The sequence below is a fragment of the Paraburkholderia sp. EB58 genome, assembly GCF_050436665.1.
In the GTDB taxonomy this organism is placed as follows: domain Bacteria; phylum Pseudomonadota; class Gammaproteobacteria; order Burkholderiales; family Burkholderiaceae; genus Paraburkholderia.
Map to the genome: position 1 here is coordinate 1 of NZ_JBNDMQ010000059.1, position 19,542 is coordinate 19,542.

General features: G+C 60.8%; 18 protein-coding genes and 2 pseudogenes. 5 read left to right on the forward strand and 15 right to left on the reverse strand.

Features of this window, described 5'->3' with window-relative positions:
- Positions 1-110: 110 nt before the first annotated feature.
- The 3 genes from P3T40_RS42305 to P3T40_RS42315 all read right to left on the reverse strand — a co-directional run bounded on the left by P3T40_RS42305 (position 111) and on the right by P3T40_RS42315 (position 2,951).
- Positions 111-857: an SDR family NAD(P)-dependent oxidoreductase gene (locus tag P3T40_RS42305; protein WP_429273622.1), complete on the reverse strand. Its 747-nt coding sequence runs from the start codon at positions 855-857 to the stop codon at positions 111-113.
- 78 nt (positions 858-935) lie between these two features.
- Positions 936-1,811, reverse strand: coding sequence for an NmrA family NAD(P)-binding protein (locus P3T40_RS42310; RefSeq protein WP_429273623.1), 876 nt, complete (start codon positions 1,809-1,811; stop codon positions 936-938).
- 261 nt (positions 1,812-2,072) lie between these two features.
- Complete coding sequence (locus P3T40_RS42315; protein ID WP_429273624.1) at positions 2,073-2,951, reverse strand: NmrA family NAD(P)-binding protein; 879 nt, start codon at positions 2,949-2,951, stop codon at positions 2,073-2,075.
- Between the two features lie 295 nt (positions 2,952-3,246).
- Here P3T40_RS42315 and P3T40_RS42320 point away from each other — a divergent pair, with 295 nt between their 5' ends.
- The 3 genes from P3T40_RS42320 (at position 3,247) to P3T40_RS42330 (ending at position 7,083) form a co-directional block, all read left to right on the forward strand.
- A complete protein-coding gene (locus tag P3T40_RS42320; RefSeq protein WP_429273625.1) occupies positions 3,247-4,155 on the forward strand; it encodes a LysR family transcriptional regulator in 909 nt (302 codons plus the stop codon).
- Between the two features lie 299 nt (positions 4,156-4,454).
- Complete coding sequence (gene acs, locus P3T40_RS42325; protein WP_429273626.1) at positions 4,455-6,428, forward strand: acetate--CoA ligase; 1,974 nt, start codon at positions 4,455-4,457, stop codon at positions 6,426-6,428.
- A gap of 55 nt (positions 6,429-6,483) precedes the next feature.
- Positions 6,484-7,083, forward strand: a complete 600-nt coding sequence (locus tag P3T40_RS42330; RefSeq protein ID WP_429273627.1) for an acetate uptake transporter — start codon at positions 6,484-6,486, stop codon at positions 7,081-7,083.
- A 263-nt stretch (positions 7,084-7,346) separates the two neighbouring features.
- Here P3T40_RS42330 and P3T40_RS42335 read toward each other — a convergent pair whose 3' ends face one another.
- The 5 genes from P3T40_RS42335 to P3T40_RS42355 all read right to left on the reverse strand — a co-directional run bounded on the left by P3T40_RS42335 (position 7,347) and on the right by P3T40_RS42355 (position 10,880).
- Positions 7,347-8,330, reverse strand: a complete 984-nt coding sequence (locus tag P3T40_RS42335) for a lysylphosphatidylglycerol synthase transmembrane domain-containing protein (protein ID WP_429273628.1) — start codon at positions 8,328-8,330, stop codon at positions 7,347-7,349.
- A 20-nt stretch (positions 8,331-8,350) separates the two neighbouring features.
- Positions 8,351-8,875: a universal stress protein gene (locus P3T40_RS42340; RefSeq protein ID WP_429273629.1), complete on the reverse strand. Its 525-nt coding sequence runs from the start codon at positions 8,873-8,875 to the stop codon at positions 8,351-8,353.
- Between the two features lie 60 nt (positions 8,876-8,935).
- On the reverse strand, positions 8,936-9,208 hold the full coding sequence (locus tag P3T40_RS42345) for a hypothetical protein (RefSeq protein ID WP_429273650.1): 273 nt from the start codon (positions 9,206-9,208) through the stop codon (positions 8,936-8,938).
- Between the two features lie 147 nt (positions 9,209-9,355).
- Entirely contained in the window at positions 9,356-10,645 is a 1,290-nt protein-coding gene (locus P3T40_RS42350; protein WP_429273630.1) for an NRAMP family divalent metal transporter, read from the reverse strand.
- A 19-nt stretch (positions 10,646-10,664) separates the two neighbouring features.
- Positions 10,665-10,880 carry a hypothetical protein gene (locus P3T40_RS42355; RefSeq protein WP_429273631.1) on the reverse strand — a complete coding sequence of 72 codons (216 nt, stop codon included), beginning with the start codon at positions 10,878-10,880 and terminating at the stop codon, positions 10,665-10,667.
- 224 nt (positions 10,881-11,104) lie between these two features.
- On the opposite strand from P3T40_RS42355, the gene P3T40_RS42360 reads away from it, so the two are divergent.
- On the forward strand, positions 11,105-11,560 hold the full coding sequence (locus P3T40_RS42360) for a universal stress protein (protein ID WP_429273632.1): 456 nt from the start codon (positions 11,105-11,107) through the stop codon (positions 11,558-11,560).
- Between the two features lie 44 nt (positions 11,561-11,604).
- On the opposite strand, the gene P3T40_RS42365 is transcribed toward P3T40_RS42360, so the two are convergent.
- The 6 genes and pseudogenes from P3T40_RS42365 to P3T40_RS42390 form a co-directional block, all read right to left on the reverse strand.
- Positions 11,605-12,504: a hypothetical protein gene (locus P3T40_RS42365; RefSeq protein WP_429273633.1), complete on the reverse strand. Its 900-nt coding sequence runs from the start codon at positions 12,502-12,504 to the stop codon at positions 11,605-11,607.
- A 244-nt stretch (positions 12,505-12,748) separates the two neighbouring features.
- Positions 12,749-15,295 (reverse strand): autotransporter outer membrane beta-barrel domain-containing protein, encoded by a 2,547-nt coding sequence (locus P3T40_RS42370; protein WP_429273634.1) that lies wholly within the window; start codon positions 15,293-15,295, stop codon positions 12,749-12,751.
- A 469-nt stretch (positions 15,296-15,764) separates the two neighbouring features.
- Positions 15,765-16,073, reverse strand: a complete 309-nt coding sequence (locus P3T40_RS42375) for a DUF4148 domain-containing protein (protein ID WP_429273635.1) — start codon at positions 16,071-16,073, stop codon at positions 15,765-15,767.
- A gap of 312 nt (positions 16,074-16,385) precedes the next feature.
- Complete coding sequence (locus tag P3T40_RS42380) at positions 16,386-16,640, reverse strand: hypothetical protein (protein ID WP_429273636.1); 255 nt, start codon at positions 16,638-16,640, stop codon at positions 16,386-16,388.
- 114 nt (positions 16,641-16,754) lie between these two features.
- Positions 16,755-17,006, reverse strand: a complete 252-nt coding sequence (locus P3T40_RS42385; protein WP_429273637.1) for a hypothetical protein — start codon at positions 17,004-17,006, stop codon at positions 16,755-16,757.
- 121 nt (positions 17,007-17,127) lie between these two features.
- Positions 17,128-17,445 (reverse strand): annotated as a pseudogene (locus P3T40_RS42390) (ABC transporter permease); the annotation flags it as partial.
- On the opposite strand from P3T40_RS42390, the pseudogene P3T40_RS42395 reads away from it, so the two are divergent.
- Positions 17,444-17,755 (forward strand): annotated as a pseudogene (locus P3T40_RS42395) (FCD domain-containing protein); the annotation flags it as partial. The pseudogenes P3T40_RS42390 and P3T40_RS42395 sit on opposite strands and share 2 nt — an antisense overlap.
- 6 nt (positions 17,756-17,761) lie before the next feature.
- On the opposite strand, the gene P3T40_RS42400 reads toward P3T40_RS42395, so the two are convergent.
- Positions 17,762-19,393, reverse strand: a complete 1,632-nt coding sequence (locus P3T40_RS42400; RefSeq protein ID WP_429273638.1) for an FAD-dependent oxidoreductase — start codon at positions 19,391-19,393, stop codon at positions 17,762-17,764.
- Positions 19,394-19,542 lie beyond the last annotated feature (149 nt).

The following is a 19,542-nucleotide window of genomic DNA, read 5'->3' on the forward strand; positions in this document are numbered from 1 at the left end:
GCGCCTTGATCGGCCGCCATCGCAAGGGTCTGTTGTTTCATGCGCATCTAACGATTGAAGGCTCAGTGGCGTTGACCTTTTTCAGCGTAGCCTTAACGTGAGAAAGTGGGTTACGTGCGTTGCGGCAAGCGCGTGGACATCTTTGCCTGCAGGCCTTTCGGATCGGCGACGAAGGCCTCGTGAATGGCTCGCGTCTGATTGCCGGCGACGATTTCATGGTTGGTACCGGCCTGAATCGCGTCGAGCGCGTCAGTGACGACTTCTTGCGGCGTCATGCGCGGTTCGGGCAGCTTTGTGCCCATGCTCGTCTCCGTCTGAACTGCAAGCACGCCCACCACCTGCGTGCCTTGTGCGCCCAATTCGGCACGCAGGCTGCGGGTAAGGGAGAGGCTCGCAGACTTGGAAGCCGAATAGGTCGCGGCCATCGGCAGGCTGACCAGCGCGAGCATCGACAGCATGTTGAGCAACGCGCCGCCGCCCGTTTTTGCCAATACCGGTGCGAATGCACGGGTCAGCGACAGGGTGCCGAAGTAGTTGACCTCCATTTCACGGCGGGCGTCGTCCATGTTCGGGGCGGCGATCGCACCCTCGAAGGCCGCGTAACCCGCATTGTTGACCAGCAGCGTGATGTCCGCTGCAATCGCCGCTGCGGCGGCAACCTGATCGGGATCGGTGACATCGAGCGGCAGGGCGACGAGCCGGCTGTCGCCTTCTCTGAGCAGTTCTTTCAGCGAAGCGGTGTCCCGTGCCGCGACGTAGATCTTCGCCGCGCCACGCTTCAGCAGTTCGGCGACGAATTCACGCCCGATGCCACGGTTCGCGCCAGTGACGAGCGCGACAGAGTTAGAGATTTCCATGATGATGTCCTTTTGAATTTGATGAGAGAGAGGTGTTGAATCCGGTTCTCGACGAGTCACCGGATCCAACGCATGTCATTAGGCGTTTAGCTTGTCGGCGTGTAGGAGAGCGAATTCACCGACCGTCATCGACCGGCGGCCAGTCAGCTTTTCGACGTTGTTATCCGCGCCGGACATGCGGCCGATCTGGTAATCCGCCATTGCGCCGCCCAGATGCTGGACGATGTAGGGCGGCACACCCATCGCTGTGATCGAGGCGCAATACTCGTCGATCGGCAGATCCTGAAACACAATCTTGCGACCGAGCGCTTCGGACAACTCAGCGGCCATCTGTTCGTGGTCCATCTCGACCGGGCCGGAGAGCGGGATCGTCGTGCCTATATGAGCTTCCGGGCTCTTCAGCAGCGCAGCGATGGCCCGACCCTGATCGTCTGCTGAAATCGGCGAGTGACGGCCCTTGCCAACCGGCATACGCAGAACACCTTGCTGCAGATACGGCAGTTGCCACGGGTAGAGCAGCCACTCGAGAAAATAAGTGGGGCGCAGATGAATGACGGGCAGACCCGACCAGTTGAGAATCTCCTCAGCAAGGTAGGTGTCGCGGCAGGAATCGCTGCTGGACTCGCGGTTGGCCGAGCGCTGCGAGAGGTTGATCACCGTCTTGACGCCCGTTTCCTTCGCAGTTTGCGCAAAGTTCACTGTCACGTTGATCAGTCCAGGTTGCACGGGCCATACCAGGTAGGCGGCATCCACGTCCTTCATGGCGTCGCGGATGGTGTTGATCTCGAGCAGGTCGCCAACCACCACTTCAGCGCCCAGCGCTTCCAGTGCAGCGGACCGGTCATCCTTCTTATGCACCATCGCACGTACGTCGAGACCCAGCGCGATCGACTCGCGAACAGCTGCGCGACCCGTATCGCCGGTAGCGCCAGCAATCAGAACTTTTTTGGACATGATTAATATTCCTTAGTAAATGGATTTGAATGATTTCGAAGTCTTTCGTCTACAACCTGAGAACGGCATGTGTCGCAACAGCCAACCTCGAAGATCGCTTCCTTTTGCAATCGGCGGTTCGTTTCCGTTGTTGACACTATCGGGTATTGCGGAGCCGCCCGGTAGTCTTCGTTTCAGGCTAAGACCTATCTTCGAACAGCATGGATCGGTTCGGGCGTCGACCGGAAGACGAACTTCCGCTCCCAGTCGTGCCGCCCCTGATTAGTGCCTTGACGCCACCAGCGGGTATTCGATGACGAATCTGGACAGGTTCGCCTTGATGAACTGCTCGACCGTCGTTAACGGCTGGCCGACGATTTCGGTTCCGGTGCTATCGGTGCCGGCCAGCAAGCCTTCTTGCTGGTCGATCGTGACGGCCTCGAAATGTCGCCGCATGGCATCGGCATTCTGCAGACCGAACAGTTCCAGGAAAGTCGATACGGTGACATGCTCGTAGGGAAGCTGCTTGCCGAGCACGCGACCCACTTCGGCGGCGAGTTCCTCATGGCTGTACTCGACCGGGCCGTGCAGCGCCAGCGCCTTTCCGACATGAGGGGCCGGATTGCTTATGACGCCCGCAATGATGCGAGCGATGTCACTGCCGGCGATGGGCGCGAAGCGGCTCTCTTTGTTGTAGGGCATAACGTAACGTCCGTAGCGGATTTGCGGCGCGATATAAAGCAGCCACTCGGCAAAGAACGTGACTCGCAGGTGTACTGACGGCACGCCAGACCAGTTGAAAATTTGCTCGGACAGCCAGTGATTCTGCGTCGCTTTGCTGCGTGCAGCGGGCCGCGATTGCTTATGCGACATGTTGACGATCAACTCCAGGTCCTGCTCTTTTGCGGCCTGGGCGAAAATCACCGCCGCTTCTACCAACCCTTCGGCGAGCGGAAAACAGAAGTAAGCGCGCTGAACGCCGGCCATGGTAAGACGGATATCGCGCAAGCTCATCATGTCGCCGAATACCACTTCGGCGCCCAGCTCGCGCAGCCGATGCGCACGATGATCGTCCTTGCGCACCAGAGCGCGCACGTGAAAACCTTTTTCAAGCAGACGTTCGACGGTCGGTCGGCCCGTGTCGCCAGAGGCGCCGGTCACGAGGACTGTTGCGGTCATAGTCATTCTCCAGATATGAAGCCGCGGCTCATTCGTAGCGCCGGGCTTCAGTTGCAGGGCTATCGAGGCATCGGAGCCAATGCCATTGCATGGTTCCGATCACGGCCCGGTGTTTGATGCCAGGCCACGGCGCTAATGTCGCGGTTTCGCTTCCGGCTCGGTAGCCGTCTAATTCGGCTAAGATTTATGCTGAGCGAGCATCGATGCGATGAAGGTGTCACTACGCGGTGACACCGCGGCTCATCGGGCTTGTTGTCCGCTGAAACAAGGAGGGGGCTTGAAAGACGTCCTGACGTTCAGGCTTTACACCCGCGTCGCCCGGCTGGGCAGTTTTTCGGCGGCTGCACGGGAATGTGGATTGGCGCAATCGCAAGTCTCGCGGATGATCGCCGAGCTCGAAGCGTCTCTCGGCGCCCGCTTGCTCACGCGCACCACGCGCGCGGTGGTACCCACTGAAGCCGGTCTGGAATTTCTCGGCCGCATGGAGCCGATCCTGGCGGCGATCGACGACGCGGAGAACAGCGTCCGGGAAACAGGTGAGTTGCGTGGTGTGCTGCGTCTTGCCATGCCTTCGACCATGGCTATGCGCGTGGTCATGCCGCGGCTGTCGGCCTTCACGGAACGTCACCCCTTGCTCAGGCTGGAGATCATGCTCGACGACAGGTGGCAGGACATGATTCGCGAAGCGGTCGATGTCGGCATTCGGGTGGGCAGTCTGCCGGACTCGGCTGGCACCGCGAGATTGATCGGCAAGATGCATCGCGTTGTCGTGGCATCGCCTGCCTATCTCGACCTGCACGGCACGCCGGCCATACCGGAGGACATTGCGACGCATCGCGTGGTCGGCGGACCCGCCGGGGCGCAACCGTCTTCGTGGCAATTCGAGCGCGATGGCGAGGCGACCTCGGTCGACGTGCAACCTCACGTGTCGACTAACGACACCGCGGGCGCGCTTGCAGCGGCAGTCGCCGGCCTTGGAATTGTCTCGACGACTTCATGGGCGTGTCGGTCGGAGGTCGACCACGGAGCGCTCGTGCACTTACTGCCCGAATGGAAAATGGCCGAGTTGCCCGTGCATGCGTATTTCCCGATGGGGCGAACCACCCGTATGGCGGGGCGCGCATTTGTTGATTTCATCGCTGCTGAACTGACGAAAGAGCCGTTTGATTTTGTTGCCGTAACGTAGATAAGACGTTCTGCAGACACAGAGTTCTAACGCTGGTACGCCACCGTACCGACTTCTGGCCGCTGCGCGAGCACCGTCATCTCAAGCTCCGTGTTTTTCCTACCCCAGCGAACGCAACAGCTTCGCATGCCAGAGGCTTCCCTGATCGAGTTGCACGCTCTCCCAATTCCACCCGGAACGGCCGTCGCGTGACTGAACCGATCGGGCGAATTGCCTTGTTGCGCCCGACGCAGCAGGGTCTCTGTAACTCAGCGGAACACATCTATCAAGTACGCGTGAATGCGTGCAACGGAGACATCATGTCCACCAGCGATTCGATTCTGGAGGAGCCGCAGGCTTTTCTTCCCCACCCCAGCGTGGCCGCTTACGCCGAGATCTCGGGCATGGATGCCTATCGCGCGCTGGTCGCCGAAGCCGAACGCGATTACGCGGGATTCTGGGCGCGGCGCGCGCGAGAAATGCTGCATTGGAAAACGCCGTTCTCTTCGGTTCTTGATGAATCACGCGCACCGTTCTACGAGTGGTTCAAGGACGGCACGCTGAATGCCTCCTACAATTGCCTCGACCGCCACGTCGAAGCCGGTAACGGAGACCATATCGCCGTGATCTTCGAAGCCGACGACGGTACCGTCACGCGCGTCACCTACCGGCAATTGCTCGAACGGGTGAGTCGCTTTGCCAACGCCCTGCGAACCCGGGGCGTGAAGAAAGGCGACCGTGTAGTGATCTACATGCCGATGTCGATTGAAGGCATCGTGGCGATGCAGGCGTGCGCGCGCATTGGCGCGACGCATTCCGTCGTATTCGGCGGCTTCTCTTCGAAGTCGCTCAACGAACGGATCGTCAACGTGGGCGCGATCGCGTTGGTCACCTGCGACGAACAGATGCGCGGTGGTAAGGCGCTTCCGTTGAAGAGCATCGCAGACGAAGCCCTTGCGATGGGCGGTTGTGAGGCAGTAAAAAGCGTCATCGTCTATCAGCGCACGGGTGGCAAGGTCGCATGGCACGAAGGGCGCGACCTCTGGATGCACGAGTTGTCGCAAGCCGAAACCGGCACGTGCGAGCCGGAATGGGTGGGCGCGGAACATCCGCTTTTCATTCTCTATACGTCTGGCTCGACCGGTGTGCCGAAGGGCGTGCAGCACAGCACGGGCGGTTTCCTGATGTGGGCCGCGCAGACCATGAAGTGGACGTTCGATGCGAAGCGCAGCGACGTCTTCTGGTGTACCGCCGACATCGGCTGGATTACCGGTCACAGCTATATCGCGTATGGTCCGACGGCGATCGGCGCGACCCAGGTCGTATTCGAAGGTGTGCCAACTTATCCGAACGCCGGCCGCTTCTGGGAGATGATCGCGAAACACCGGGTGACGGTGTTCTATACCGCGCCGACCGCGATCCGCTCGCTCATCAAGCTGGCCGAGTCCGATCCCAAAGTTCATCCGAACCGTTACGACCTGTCGACGTTGCGTCTGCTCGGCACGGTCGGCGAACCGATCAACCCGGCCGCATGGACGTGGTTCTACGAACACGTCGGCCATAGCCATTGCCCTGTCATCGACACCTGGTGGCAGACGGAAACGGGCGGCCACATGATCGCGCCCATGCCGGGCGCCACCCCTTTAGTGCCGGGTTCGTGCACGCTGCCGCTGCCGGGAATCATGGCCGCGATTGTCGACGAAACCGGGCAGGATGTGCCGAACGGGCAGGGCGGCATTCTGGTCATCAAACGTCCATGGCCGTCGATGCTGCGTGGCGTCTGGGGCGATCCGGAGCGCTATAAGAAAAGTTACTTCCCTGAAGAACTCGGCGGCAACCTGTACCTCGCCGGCGACGGCGCCGTACGTGACGAGGACACCGGCTACTTCACGATTACCGGTCGTATCGACGATGTGCTCAACGTCTCGGGTCACCGCCTCGGCACGATGGAGATCGAGTCGGCGCTCGTCGCGAATCCACTGGTGGCGGAAGCCGCGGTCGTCGGCCGTGCCGACGAGACGACTGGCGAAGTCGTCGTCGCGTTCGTGGTGCTCAAGGGCGCGCGGCCAACCGGCGACGTGGCGATCAGGATCGCGACCGAATTGCGCAATTGGGTCGGCAAGGAGATCGGGCCGATTGCGAAGCCCAAAGAAATCCGCTTCGGCGAGAATCTGCCGAAAACCCGTTCGGGCAAGATCATGCGCCGCTTGCTGCGCTCGCTGGCGGCCGGCGAAGAGATCACTCAGGACGTATCCACGCTGGAAAATCCGGCGATTCTCGATCAACTCGGGTGATGCATCGCGAAGGTCGCGAGATTGCCGGAATGCTTATTATCCTCAGGAGCAGGCCATGGCCAGCGCACCGATCCGAACCACACTAGCGAACCCCGCGCCACTGGGTCTCGCTGGCTTTGCATTGACGACGTGGCTGTTGAGCATGATCAACGCCGGCTGGTTTTCGGGCGAGTCGATGGGCCTCGTGCTGGCCTGTGCGCTCGCCTACGGTGGGACCGCGCAGGCCATTGCCGGGATGATGGAGTTGCCACGCGGCAATACCTTCGGGGCGACGGCCTTTCTTAGTTACGGCGCGTTCTGGTGGTCGTTTGCACTGTTCGTGCTCTTTTTACACGACAAGGTGCCGCCCGCGTTCGTCGGGTGGTATCTGTTCCTCTGGGGCGTCTTTACGTTCTATATGTGGCTGGCCACGTTTCGCTCGCCTCGCGCGCTGCAGTTTATTTTTCTGGCGCTCTGGATCACCTTCGGCCTGCTGGCTGGAGGAGAGTGGACGGGTTCAGGGCTGGTGCGGATGGCGGGCGGCTATATGGGGCTTGTCACTGCAGCGCTCGCGTTCTATCTGTCGGCAGCCGATGTGATCAACGAAGTGCACGGGCGGGTCATTCTGCCAGTCGGAGATCCACGGGTACTTGGCCGGCATGCTGTGGCGCTCTGATCGTTCAGAAGGGGCATCGGCTGCACAGTGTTTCGACACAAGGGAGTGAGTGTGATGTCTGCAGTAGTGTGGGCATGTGCGGCGACGGCGCTAACGATGCGCCTGCGCGGCGCCTGGCGCAGATCGGCGCGGTGTCGACGGCGACGGATGTGGCTAGATCGGTGGCCGGGATGGTGCTCACTGAAGCGGGCCTCGGCGGTATCGTCACAGCAGTCAAGGAAGGGCGCCTGATGTTTCAGCGCATCCTTACGTACACTCTAAATTCAGTCCTCGAGAAGATTGCCACTGCTTTCCTGCTGGTGATCGGTCTCGTGGTAGCCGGTCATGCAATTCTGACATCTGACCTTGGTCGGTGTGTTTATTGGCTTTGCTCTCGTGGCGTTTTGCACTGGCGCGCTCGCTATCGGCAAGTTTGCTTTGGACCTGAATCTCGATGCCTTGCGCACGCGGACCTTTGTGGTCCTCGTGTTCGGCGGGCAGGCTACGCTATACGCGATTCGACATCGTCGGCGCATGCGGGGTACGCGGCCGAGCGTGTGGATGGTCGCGTCATCAATTGCGGATGTGCTGATTGCGGCCGGCCATGCGATCGGCGCACGGCTGCCCCATTGTTTGAGTCCCAGCACGGCAGCCGGCACCATTACCGTAACGACCACGAAGATCGCCACACCGGCGATCAGCGCTACGTTCAACCGATGCTGGAGCCACAGCACGCCGGTGCTTGCGAGCACCACGAACAGATAGGCGATGTCGTACGACACCATGCCCACCAGCATGGCGGCCATCGCAATTCCGGCGGGGACGTGTCGGCCGGTCAGGCCGCGCACCACGAGCATCGTGCCGCTGATGCCGCCGCTTGGCAGCACCTGATCGGTAAAGACCTTGGCGATGCCGAGGGGAATCAGGGTACGCAGAGCCAGTGGATGGCCGGCCTGGCGCAATGCCACGCGCCATACGAACGCCGCGCTGACATAGGTGCCGCACTGAACCGCAAGCGCGACCAGCATCCAGCCGGGACGAGCCGAGCGTATCAGTTCGGCCATCTTTTGCAGTGAACCGAGGTGCAGTACCACCAGAATGACGGCGAGAAAGCCCATCAGTCCGACGATCCAGAACATGAGCAGCCGCAGCCGCGATGTTTTACCGAGCAACCCGGGCGCGATGTGTACGAGGCCGGTCTCCGCAACAGGCATTGGCTTCCGCTGCATAAGCGGAATGGCGGCGGAGTGGAGTTGCGGAGTGCTCATGGGACAAGACTCAAGCCGGCTTAGCGGGGCAGTTCGTGCGTCGCCGCGGCGAGTTCGGTGTGGCTGGGTCTGGCCGCATCCGCGACGGTGGTTTGCGCTTGCCGGCTCGGCACCAGCAGCACCGGCAAGCTTGCACTTCGCACGACGCGTTCGGCCACGCTACCTAGAAACAGACGCTTGAAACCCCGTCGCCCGTGCGTGCCGAGCACCAGCAGGTCCGCATTGAATTCGTTAGCTGAGGTGCGGATGCGCTCCGAAATGTCCTCGCCGACTGGCGCGACGTCGACGATCCGCGGTGCGCCGGCCACGTTTTCGTGCTTCATCCGCGCCAGGGCATCCGCGAGTAGCCGTTGGCCTTCCTCGACGAAGGCATCGCGCAGGATCGTCGGGTCATAACCGGACGCGTCGTATGCCATCAACGGGTTGTCAACGACGTAGAGCGGCTGCAACTGTGCGTCGTTATCGCGTGCGAGCTGCAGCGCGGTGTCGAACGCATGTTCAGACGTTTCGCTGCCGTCGATCGCTACCAGAATGCGTTTATACATGGCGGCCTCGAAGAATTCATTCGGACGGCGGGCGCCGTCCTGGGATTGGATTGCACGCGCTTAGAGCGCCGTAGCCTGAACCTTGCCGTCGACAATGTCCTTGCCAAACTGCATGGCAAGGTCGATCGCATCGTCGAAACTGGCGGGGCTTATAGCATCGAAGACTGTCGCGTAGCGGCGTACGTCTGTTTCGTTCGATGGAATGGTGTCGATTCGCACCACGGAAGAAAAGCGCCTTGCACCCTTGGCATACGGATCGCCGAAAGGCGGGAATTGCTGGTGAGCATAGGCACGTAATTCGTGTCCGTGGTACGTGGTGGTGGGGATCATGATGATGGGCTCCTTGATGAGCGGTGGGTTCCGCTGAGCTCGGCCCGGATATTGACGGCATAACAGCCGATCGGAAACAGCGCAGTGAATGACCCACCTTGCGCTCATTGGAGGCGTAATGCAATGAACAGATTGCTCGAAGCAGCTTTTTCACGCGAGCCAGCTGACACCCATCGCCACAACGGTTGCCGCCATCACGCCGGTGGCAACCCAGCCGAGGATCCGTAGTGTTGGCGGCAGCGTGAAACCGGACATGATGGGCTTACGCATCGAGAGATGCATCATGACGATCATCACTGGGACCGCGACGACACCGTTGAGGACGGCACTCCAATAAAGCGCCTTGACCGGATCGATAGACGTGAAGTTCAGGCCGGCGCCGATAGCCGTTGCCGCGGCGATCACGGCGTAAAACGCCTTTGCTTGCGACGGCGGACGCGCGAGGCCCACCCTCCACGCGAACAGTTCGCCCACCGCATAGGCCCCCGAGCCGGCTAGCACCGGCAGCGTCAACAAACCGGTGCCGATAATGCCGGCAGCGAACACAACGAACGTGAATGGACCGGCTATGCCGCGCAACGCTTCTGCGGCCTGAGCCGAAGTCTGAATATCGACGAGTCCATGCGCATGCAAGGTCGTCGCCGTCGTCACGACGATAAAGAACGCGATCACATTCGAGAGCGCCATGCCGAGGTAGGTGTCTACGCGTATCCGCGTGAACTCCGCGGCCGCTTCCCACGGCGCGTGGGTCAACGGATGCGCGCCTGGCCGTTCCTTTTCGTCTTCGACTTCCTGCTCGGCCTGCCAGAAAAACAGGTAGGGGCTGATCGTCGTACCCATGACCGCGACGATTGCAACGAGGTGATCCGGTTTAATGGAGAGCGCCGGCCACACTACGGCCCAGCCGACCTGACCCCACGGCACTTTAACGACAAATGCGCAGATCACGTAGCTGAACAGTGACAGGCACAGCCATTTCAGAACCGACACATAGCGTGCATAGCGGGTGAAGACCTCCAGTACCACTGACAGCAGCCCGAAACCGCACACATAGAGTAGTGCCGGACCCGAGATCAGGAGCTTGAGCGCTGCGCCCATGGCGCCCAGGTCCGCGCCCAGGTTGATGATGTTCGCCGCTAGCAGCAATCCGACTATGCTGGTCGACAACCAGCGCGGATAGTGCTCACGCAGGTTTCCGGCGATACCACTGCCGGTGACGCGTCCGATGCGCGCGCTGATCTCCTGGATCGCGGCCATTAACGGATAGCTGAACAGCAGAGTCCAGGCGAGGCCATAGCCAAATTGAGCACCGACCTGGGAGTAGGTTGCGATCCCGCTCGGATCATCGTCCGATGCGCCGGTGATGAGGCCGGGACCCATCACCTGCAGCAGTTTTGGACGAGGCGGCTGCTTGACCGGATCGTGGGCGAGCGTGTTCATCTGGACGTGTGGCTTTGTACTATTTCAGACTGCTAAGCTCTGCGCGAGCAAGCGTTTCGACCGTTTCCCATGCAACGTCTTCGCGTTCGAATACGGTATCGAGGTTGATGAGTTCTTTGCCTTCTGATTCGCCCTTCGGCACGATGCACAGGCTTGCCACCCAACCATCGGCAATATGATCCTTGACGGTCATGTGAGCGTCATGTGTCATGCTTGAGATGATTCTGTTTGCCATGGCGCCACCTGACTGATTGAACGACAGCCATTCGGGCCGTCGTCGCTGCTGCTGGAAACGTTACGCCTACCAGGGTGAGAATGCGGTACGACAACGTACAGACCTCTGTTTATGTTCAGGCGCACAATCCATGCTGATCGTCACTGTGTTTCCTGAGGGAAGCAGGGCGCCGGTCCGCCAGCGCCTTCCTCATCACCGCCGGCATTCGCCGTAAGAGGGCAACCATGTTCAATATCCTCCTCATTCCGCTGGACGGCTCGCCCCAGAGTGTCCACGTCGTCGACCTCGCCCGCCGAGTGGCGGCGCCAGGCACGGCAACCGTACACCTTCTATGCGTTGTCGACCCATCCTATGCATTGCCCCCAGGTTGCGAAAACGGTGTCGCGCCCGATGGCCTGAACTATCCGGCCGCACACGCGCAGACATCTTTCGCACAATCCGTCCTGGCTGCCGCAGCCGCACAGCTTGCCGACCGGAATCTCACGGTGGAACAGCACTTCTGCGCGGGAAATCCGGTCGACGTCGTCATCGAACAAGCCCGGCTGCTGACTGCCGAGGTCATTGTGATGGGACATCACCATTTGTCGCGGCTACGCCGCTGGGCCAACCCGTCGACTTGCGGAAAAGTCATCGAACAGTCGCCCTGTGCGGTACTGATCGAAACCCGGGAGAAGGGCTAACGGCTGCCGGGAGATTATAAGCGCGGTTCTCGTCCGCAGTTCTTCTATTGAGCCGTTTGTTGGCGCTGGTACTCGTTCTTTTTCATCTGCAGATACTCTTGCCGGTCCAGTTCATGCAATTGGTGCGGGTACTGCTCCGTTGCATCGAACCATGTCGCAAAGCGTTGATCGACGCGTTTGTCGGCTGGAATGGCAAGCGAACCCAGATATGCGTCGATGGCGAGGTAATAGCGCATCGTATTGCGCTCGACGAGGCCGCGCACGCCGCCGATGTAATCGCCGCTCGACGCCTGCGTAAAGCCCACTTTCGCGCTGCCTATGGTCGAGAGATAGGTTTTCATCGCGATGCGTCCTGCCATGCCGAATCCATACGAGTACGTGAGGTGCAGGAAGGTGTGCCCTTTGCCGATATCGACGGCTTCGAGCACGATGCGATAGTCCTTCGTGCTGAGTGGTCCCTGGGCCGCGCTCAGATCGACCTGGAAGTAATCGGGAGTCGTCGCAACCGAACGGTAATTGAACTGCACGCGGAACGTGTCACCGAGTTCCTGTTCTGTCTTCTTGCCGACGTTCATGCTGATGGTCGCGCCGTTGCTGCCTGAAGTTGCATGACAGTACTTCGTGTTCAGATGCAGGATCAGCACTTCGCACCAGTTCGCGGGGCCTTGCTGCGGGTCGTTGAATGCGCTGTTGACGGTCGCGAACGGATAATCGACGACGGCGTAGATATCCCCCTGCAACATGTTCTGCGTTTCTTCCGAGTCCAGATGGATCGGGCGATGAAACACATTTGACTTGAGTTGCGGCGCGAGCGTGTCGTACTTGTCCCTAAGCGCGGTGGCATTGTCGTCGGCCCATGTTGGCGCGCTGGACCAGAGGCCCAACAGCGCGAGCGCGACGAATGCGAGCCGTTTGGTGATACGCATGATCCGCTGGGTGGTCATGACATTGCGCTCCCGCTGGGTTGGACAAATGTCGCACGAATATAGCAGAGCCGCCATCAAATGCTGATGAGCCGTTGGAGTGCAAAGGTGATTTGAACCTTCCTTCCCCATAGCCGCTCAAGGTTCCGGCTGCGGCGGACGTCATCCGGTCCGTCCTGGCTGAGGCAGATCTGCTCATGGCGGTCGCCGGGCTCCCTGATCTCGCCACGCTGCGAGCCGCAGGGGTGCGTCGCACGCGCCCGGATCAGAACCGGTAATCGGCCCGCAGCGTGCCTGCCTGTGCCGACGCGTGCGTCGTGTTGATGAGAGTGTCATAGCCCAGCGAGAGCCTGAGGTTCTTCACCGGTTGCATGCCGATGCTGATGCCGGTCGTGAGATAGCCGCGCGGCAGGCTCGTGCCCGGCGCTGTGAAGAGCGTACCGTCCTGCGATGCCACGCTCACGGCGCGGCTCGCATCGAGCACTTCGCGCGCGTAGCTCACGCGTAACTGCACGTCCACCGGTTTGAGCGCATCGCCAAAGGCCTTGTCGAGCGTGAGCTCAGCGTAGGGCTGCAGGCTGTGCACGTTGTCCGTGCTGACGTCGAGATCCTGGGCTGCCGCCCCGCTTTCGCCGAAGCTGTTCGCGTGGAAGTACGCGTAGCGCAGACCCACGCGCGGCGTCAGCACGACGCTGCCGAGCGTCAACGGCAGGCTCGCCTGCGCACCGGTCGTGAATTCCTGACCCATGTGATCGCCCTCGGCCGTCCCGACACCCGCAAACGGCCGCTTCTGCGACAGGAAGTCGATTCCGTAGCCCAGCGTGCCGGAGACGCTGACCGGCCCCAGCCAGCGGCTCGCATAAAGTGCCGCACGCAGCGTATCGGTCGCGCCCGAGTCGCCGGTGATCTGCTCGTCCAGATCGGTATGCGTGTAACCACCCGCCACGCCGAGCGTGTAGTCACCCAGCCGCTGCTCAAGGCCCGCGAGGAAACCATACTGGTTGGCCTGGAAGCCCGGTTCGCCGTTCGAGCTGCCCACCTTCGTCTGTGCCCCCGTCGCTCTGACCCAGCCATTGGGCGCGCCTGGGGTCGCGGTGCTCGCGCCGCCGGTGCGATCAAGCAGCGCCGCCGTGGTGCCCTGTGCGTTCATCACCGCTGCCGTGCCGAGCGCCGTATAGATGCTCGTGTCGTTCGGCGCGACGACCACTGGCGTCGTGGTCGAGGCGTTGGCCAGCACGAGATCGGCGCTGTTTGTGTCATACGTCACGGACGATTGCAACGTGCCGAGATTCGCACCGCCAGACAGCGTCGCCGTGGTGCTGGAGAACTTCCCGGACACCCCGCCCGACGCGGAAACGATTGTGTACTTCCTCGCCGTGTACGTGCCGGGATCGTAGGTGATGGCCAGCACGCCGTTGAGCGTCGCGCTGCCGTTCACCTTCAACTGCGAGGCCGACATCGGGCTCACCTCGATCGACAGTGTCGCCGTGCTGGCCTGCGTGTAGTTGCCGCCGACCGACAAGGTGCCTATATTGCCGCGGGTTCCGCCCGGAACCACCGTCCCGTTGTTGATCAGATTGCCGCCTATGGTGCCGTACCCGAGCACGGCCGCGGCCGCATCGACCGTCAGGTTGCCGCCGAGTACCGCGTTGGTGGTGCTGCTGTCGCCGACCTCGAGTGTGCCGGCGCTGACTTCGCTGTTACCCGTCAGCGTGTTATCGCCGTTCAGGACCAGCGTGCCGTTGCCGATCTTGGTCAGGCCGCCGCTGCCGCTCATTCCGTCCGTGACCGTGACGTCGAATCCGTTTGTGTCGAGATACAGGCCGCCTGAATTGACCACCAGGCTGCCGGCACTGAATCCAGAAATAAAATTTGAGCTGGGGGCGCCTGCGCGCAGGATGCCGCCGTTGAAGTTGACAGTGCCGCTGCCGAGATCCCTTGCCAGGCTGCTGGTCACCAGAACGCCGCGGGCGCTGGGTGTGCCGTCGAGGTTCAGCACGCCGGTGGTACCCGCATCGAATTCACCCAGCGTCACGGTTTGCGCGGAAACGAGGCCGCCATTCGAGATCGTCAGCGTGCCGTTGCCCTCGCCGCCGTTGATAAGTTCGCCAATCGCAAGTGCGGTACCTGGCAGCAGCAACTGGGAGCCGGGGCCCGTCACCGTGGCAATGCCGGTTGCGCCCGATCCGATCGACTCGATCGCGACAGTGCTTTGTGCGGTCACCGTGGCGCCATCGGAAATGGTCAGTGTCGCGGCGTTCGGTCCGCCGCCGACACCGAGGAATTCGCCTGCATTCCAATATGTGCCGGAACCGGTCACCGTTGCACTGATGTTGGTGCTGACGCTGGACCTGCCCTCGCCGATAAATGCGTTGCCCGTATAGAGTCGGCCACCGTTTTCCACCGTGATTGCGTTGCTCCCGGTGCCGCGCCCCAGCAGCAGGTTGTTCGGTGTACTGTAGGTCGACCCTTGGCCATTGATGGTGAGGCTGCCCGTACCGATCGCGGTAAACGCCGCGCCACTGGCCTGGGTCAGCGTACCGCCGTTCTGGATCACCAGCGATCCTGTGCCCGCCGCGCCGACTTGCAGCAGGTCGACAGTCTGCCCGCTGCTCGTCACGACGGCTGTTCCGCCATTTTCTATGTCCGCATTGACAGTTGCGCTGGGTACGGTCCCGGTGTCCCAGTTTCCCGGCGTGGTCCAGTTGCCGGAACCCGTATTGGTCCATGTGCTCGTTTGTGCCCATGCTGGCACCGCGGCGACCAGAAATAGGGCGAGAGAGCCGCATGCGCAATGGGTCAGGCGGAGCATCGGCCGGCACGCGTCCGCGGCCTTTGCCCGCCTGGGTGCGGACAAATCGTGCCGAATTGCGCGGACCGGCCGAAGGGCCGCCCGCAAAGACAGTTGGTTACGCATGGCCGCGCCCCCGGTGGCTTTTTATATGTCTTGCGCACGGATTGGCAGGGTCAACAATCCTGCCAATCCGGCAGTTAATAATAAGTTAACGGCGAGATTCCGGAATTCTTGTGCTTCAGGTTTGTGCGGGTCGACAGTCGCGGCTCAAGATTGAGCGAAAGAGGGCCCAGACCCGGAAGGTCTGAGCAAAGCCATCGGGAGTCCGACGGCGGAGGTATTCAACATGACGCTTGCTCGCTACGCGGCCAAAACCGTTAGCGAGCCATTTTTTCGACCATGGCGCGCAGAGGTGCTGCGCGCCTTGAGAGTTGTGCCAGTTGAGCAGATCGCTTAGGCATCCTGCTGGCATTCGAGCATCAACGCATTACGGATGGCTGTACATCGCGTTCCAGTCGGCCTTTGATACGGCCGGGCGTCCCGCGTCCGACGAGCCATTTGCGATGCCGCCGATGCCAGTTGCATTGTTTTGTGCAGCCACCTTCGCTTCAGCGGCGAGGAGATCGTTCGGGTAGTGCGGATCGGCACCAGCCGCGGGATGCCAGCCGGCCTGCTCGAGTTGAACGAGTTCGGCACGCACCTGGGCACGCGTGACCGGTTGGTTCGATTGGGCGAAAACGGCAACCGGTGCGGCAAGGGCAGCGGCAACGACAACAGCTTGAATAAGGGACTTCATGGTTACACCTCCAGACGTTGTTTGTCGGGTTACGAACAGCGTGTCCGTAACGCAATGACGACAGTCTAGGTAAGTGCGCTCTTAAGATTAAGACCGGTGCCCGGAAGGGATTCTTCCTGAATATGGGTTAACCCGAATACTCTCCCGCTGGAGCAGGCAAAAGCTGCGCAGGCAGCGTTGCCGGTTGGCCTGTGCGTCCAACCTTGGGCGGAGGAGAGTTGGTTAGGATTCCATTAAAATAAATAGTTGCCCACGCGCGGTACATTCGGCGGCCGCGACCTAATTGCATTTGACCGGCGTGGGTCATGTTCTTTACTCGACGACTCCAACCAGATTGTCGATGTCCTTCTGTATACGGATTCGTGCCTCCTGCACCGCGTCGTCACGCGTGGCGGCGACGAGTGGAAGCATTAGCCCCGAACCTTTGAATTCCGCTCCGAATTGCACCCATGCTGCATAGGCGCAGACGCCGGAATCCTTTTGTACGACATTCAGCGTGACGTTATAGGTTCGACGCTGGCCGTGTTTGCGGGTGTATTGAAAACGGCTTAATTCAGGTTTGTACATCAATGTTCCTCCGCTCTGGTGTTTCCGGTTTCGACAGTCGCACTGAGATTCCATCCCCCGTGAGTGGCAATCGTCAACGATCTGGTCGTATCACTCGGGCGCAACTGCGCATCATCAGCTCGTTGCCGCGTCGTCCACGCTTGACGAGCCGCCGAACGGGCAACGAGGAATCGGTACGCCGTCCACGAAAGCAGTCGCACAACGTACCGCAAACTCGTATGCGCAGTTCTGGCTTGCGAACTGACCGAGGTTACCCAATGAGGTGGATTCGCCGTCTTCCTTCAGGATGCAGGCACGCGCTATGAAGGTGTTGCCGGATCTGAAGCTTGACGGCTGAATCGCCGCACCGCGGTGATATAGAACCATGGGATGTTCACGCCAGCGAGGTGATGGAAAGGTTATTGTAATGTAGTCATCTCAATTTTGGGTGACTGTTACCTTTCCACATCCGCCGCTTAAATATGACGAAAGTCGCGGCGCGCGCCCTTCACGAGCGAGCGTCGGTGGGGCCAGTTGCCATGGCTGTTACGCCAATAATCAACGCGCCATAAACGATTGCGCGGAGTCCCGCGCCGGCTCCACTTGCATTGAGAAGCGCGTTGATCAGAAAGAGGAAACAGGCGGCGCTCCAGGTTCCCGTGACGCTCGGCCGGCCACCTGAGACCAGCGTGCCGCCTATCACGACGACGGCGACCGATAGCAACATGTAGTCAGCGCCCATGTCCAGCGTCGCGCCGCCGGAAAATGCAGCGAGCAGAAGCGCCGCGATGGCGGCAAGCACCGAGCAGCTCACGTAAGTCAGGCAACAGTTCCATTTTCTGATCGCGCAGTCAATCGATTGTGTGGCGGCTTGGGACACCATTCAGGACATCAAGGCACAGATGGACCGTGTGCGTTACCTCAGCCTGCACGAGGTCTCGCCGCTCGACTTGCTGATCAAGCAGCACGTGCACATCGTGAATGCGTTAAAAGCGCACGATCCCGACGCTGCCGAAGAGGCGATGCGGTCCCATCTGCGTGAGATCCTGGTGTCCCTCGGGCCAGTCGCTGAGCCCAATCCTGACTGGTTCGAACCGGAGGAGGCGCAACTGGTCCCGTTGGTGCCCGACGTGTAACCTAGTCTACATACCGGCCAGCATCTGATGCACCATGTGAACGACGATCGAACCCTCTCCGACCGCAGATGCGACCCGTTTGACGTTTCCGGCCCGCGCATCGCCTACCGCGAATACGCCGGGTAGGCTGGTTTCGAGCATGTAGGGCCGCCTCGCAAGCGGCCATGGCTGAGGTGGCAAGACGTCGTCCAGATCGCTTCCTGTCAACACGAAGCCGCGCGGATCGAGTGACAGGCAGCCGGCCAGCCACTCGGTCTTCGGTGAGGCTCCCGTCATGACGAAAACATGCCGCACGGCTTGCGTCGTCACCTCGCCCGTGACCTTGTCGCACCACGCCACCTCTTCAAGATGGTCGTCACCGCGCAAGCTCACGAGTTCACTGTTGAAATGAACCTGAATGAGCGGGTTTTCTTCGATGCGCCGGATCAGATAGCGCGACATCGTTGCCGCGAGCTCCGCTGATCTGACCAGCATCCGTACGCCCTTCGTGTTCTGGGCGAGAAACACGGCTGCCTGTCCCGCGGAGTTGCCGCCGCCGATAACGATCACCGGATCGCCGCTACACAATTGGCCTTCCATGAACGTGGCGTTGTAGTAAATGCCACGGCCGGTAAAGCGGTCGATGTTGGGCAGCGCAGGCTGGTTATAGGCCGCGCCTGTCGCAAGTACGATTGAACGGGCCGCTATCTGCTGGCCGTCGTCGAGCGAAATCCGGTAAGGCCGCTCGGCGCAGTTCAGCCCGTCGACCGAGCGCGCCACCATGATCTTCGCACCAAATTTTTCCGACTGCGCGATCGCGCTGTTCGCAAGTTCCTGACCGGAGAGGCCAGTTGGAAATCCCAGGTAGTTTTCGATGCGTGAACTGGAGCCGGCTTGTCCGCCGGGCGCCGCGCGTTCGATGACCAGCACATCCAGACCTTCGGATGCCGCATACACCGCCGCGGCCAGTCCAGCGGGACCCGCGCCGACAATGACGATGTCGCGCACCTGTGACTCGTCGATATTCGAGTTGAAGCCCAGCGCTTGTGCCACATCCCGTGTGGATGGGTTTCTGAGTACCTGCGCCCCGTTGCAAACGACGATAGGGACGTCGTCATTGCATACCCCGAAGCGGTCGAGCAGTTCCTGGGCACTACTGTCGGTGTCGAGATCCACATAAGCGAACGGGTGTCCATCGCGCGTCAGAAATTCTCGTATAGCTAGTGTCTGCGCCGAATAGCGCGAGCCGAGAATGAGCACATTGGTACGTCCGTGGCCGGCCATGGCAAGCCGCCGTGCAAGGAACGTCCTCATGAAGATTTCGCTTAACTCCGCGTCCTTGCTGATCAGCGTTCGCAGGTTTTGCGCGCTCAACTCCAGTAGGTGCGATGCTTCGACGGCCTGACACCGGTAGATGGAGCGCCTGCCTGCAATCATCAGCAATTCACCCGAAAACTGACCTGGCTCATAAGTCGTCACCGTGTCTTCGACGCCGCCAGCCAGCGAGACGATCCTGATCTTGCCCTCGATCACGACGTATACCGGCGGTGTGTCGTCGTTGGGGTTATAGAGCACAATGCCTGCCGCCACCTGTCGCGGCTTCGTGAAGACGCGCACGCGTTCGAGTTGGGATTCAGTGAGGATCGGAGCGTAAGCCATGACGACCTCCGGTCCACCAGGCGAAGATCGCTTCGGCGCTGAAGTTGTTCTCGGCTTCGGTCATGTTCTCCTCCATCTGCAAGGGTGCCGGGTCTGCCAAAGTACATTGCAATGGTAGGTCGCAGCCGAAGAATGCGCCAATAAAGCGC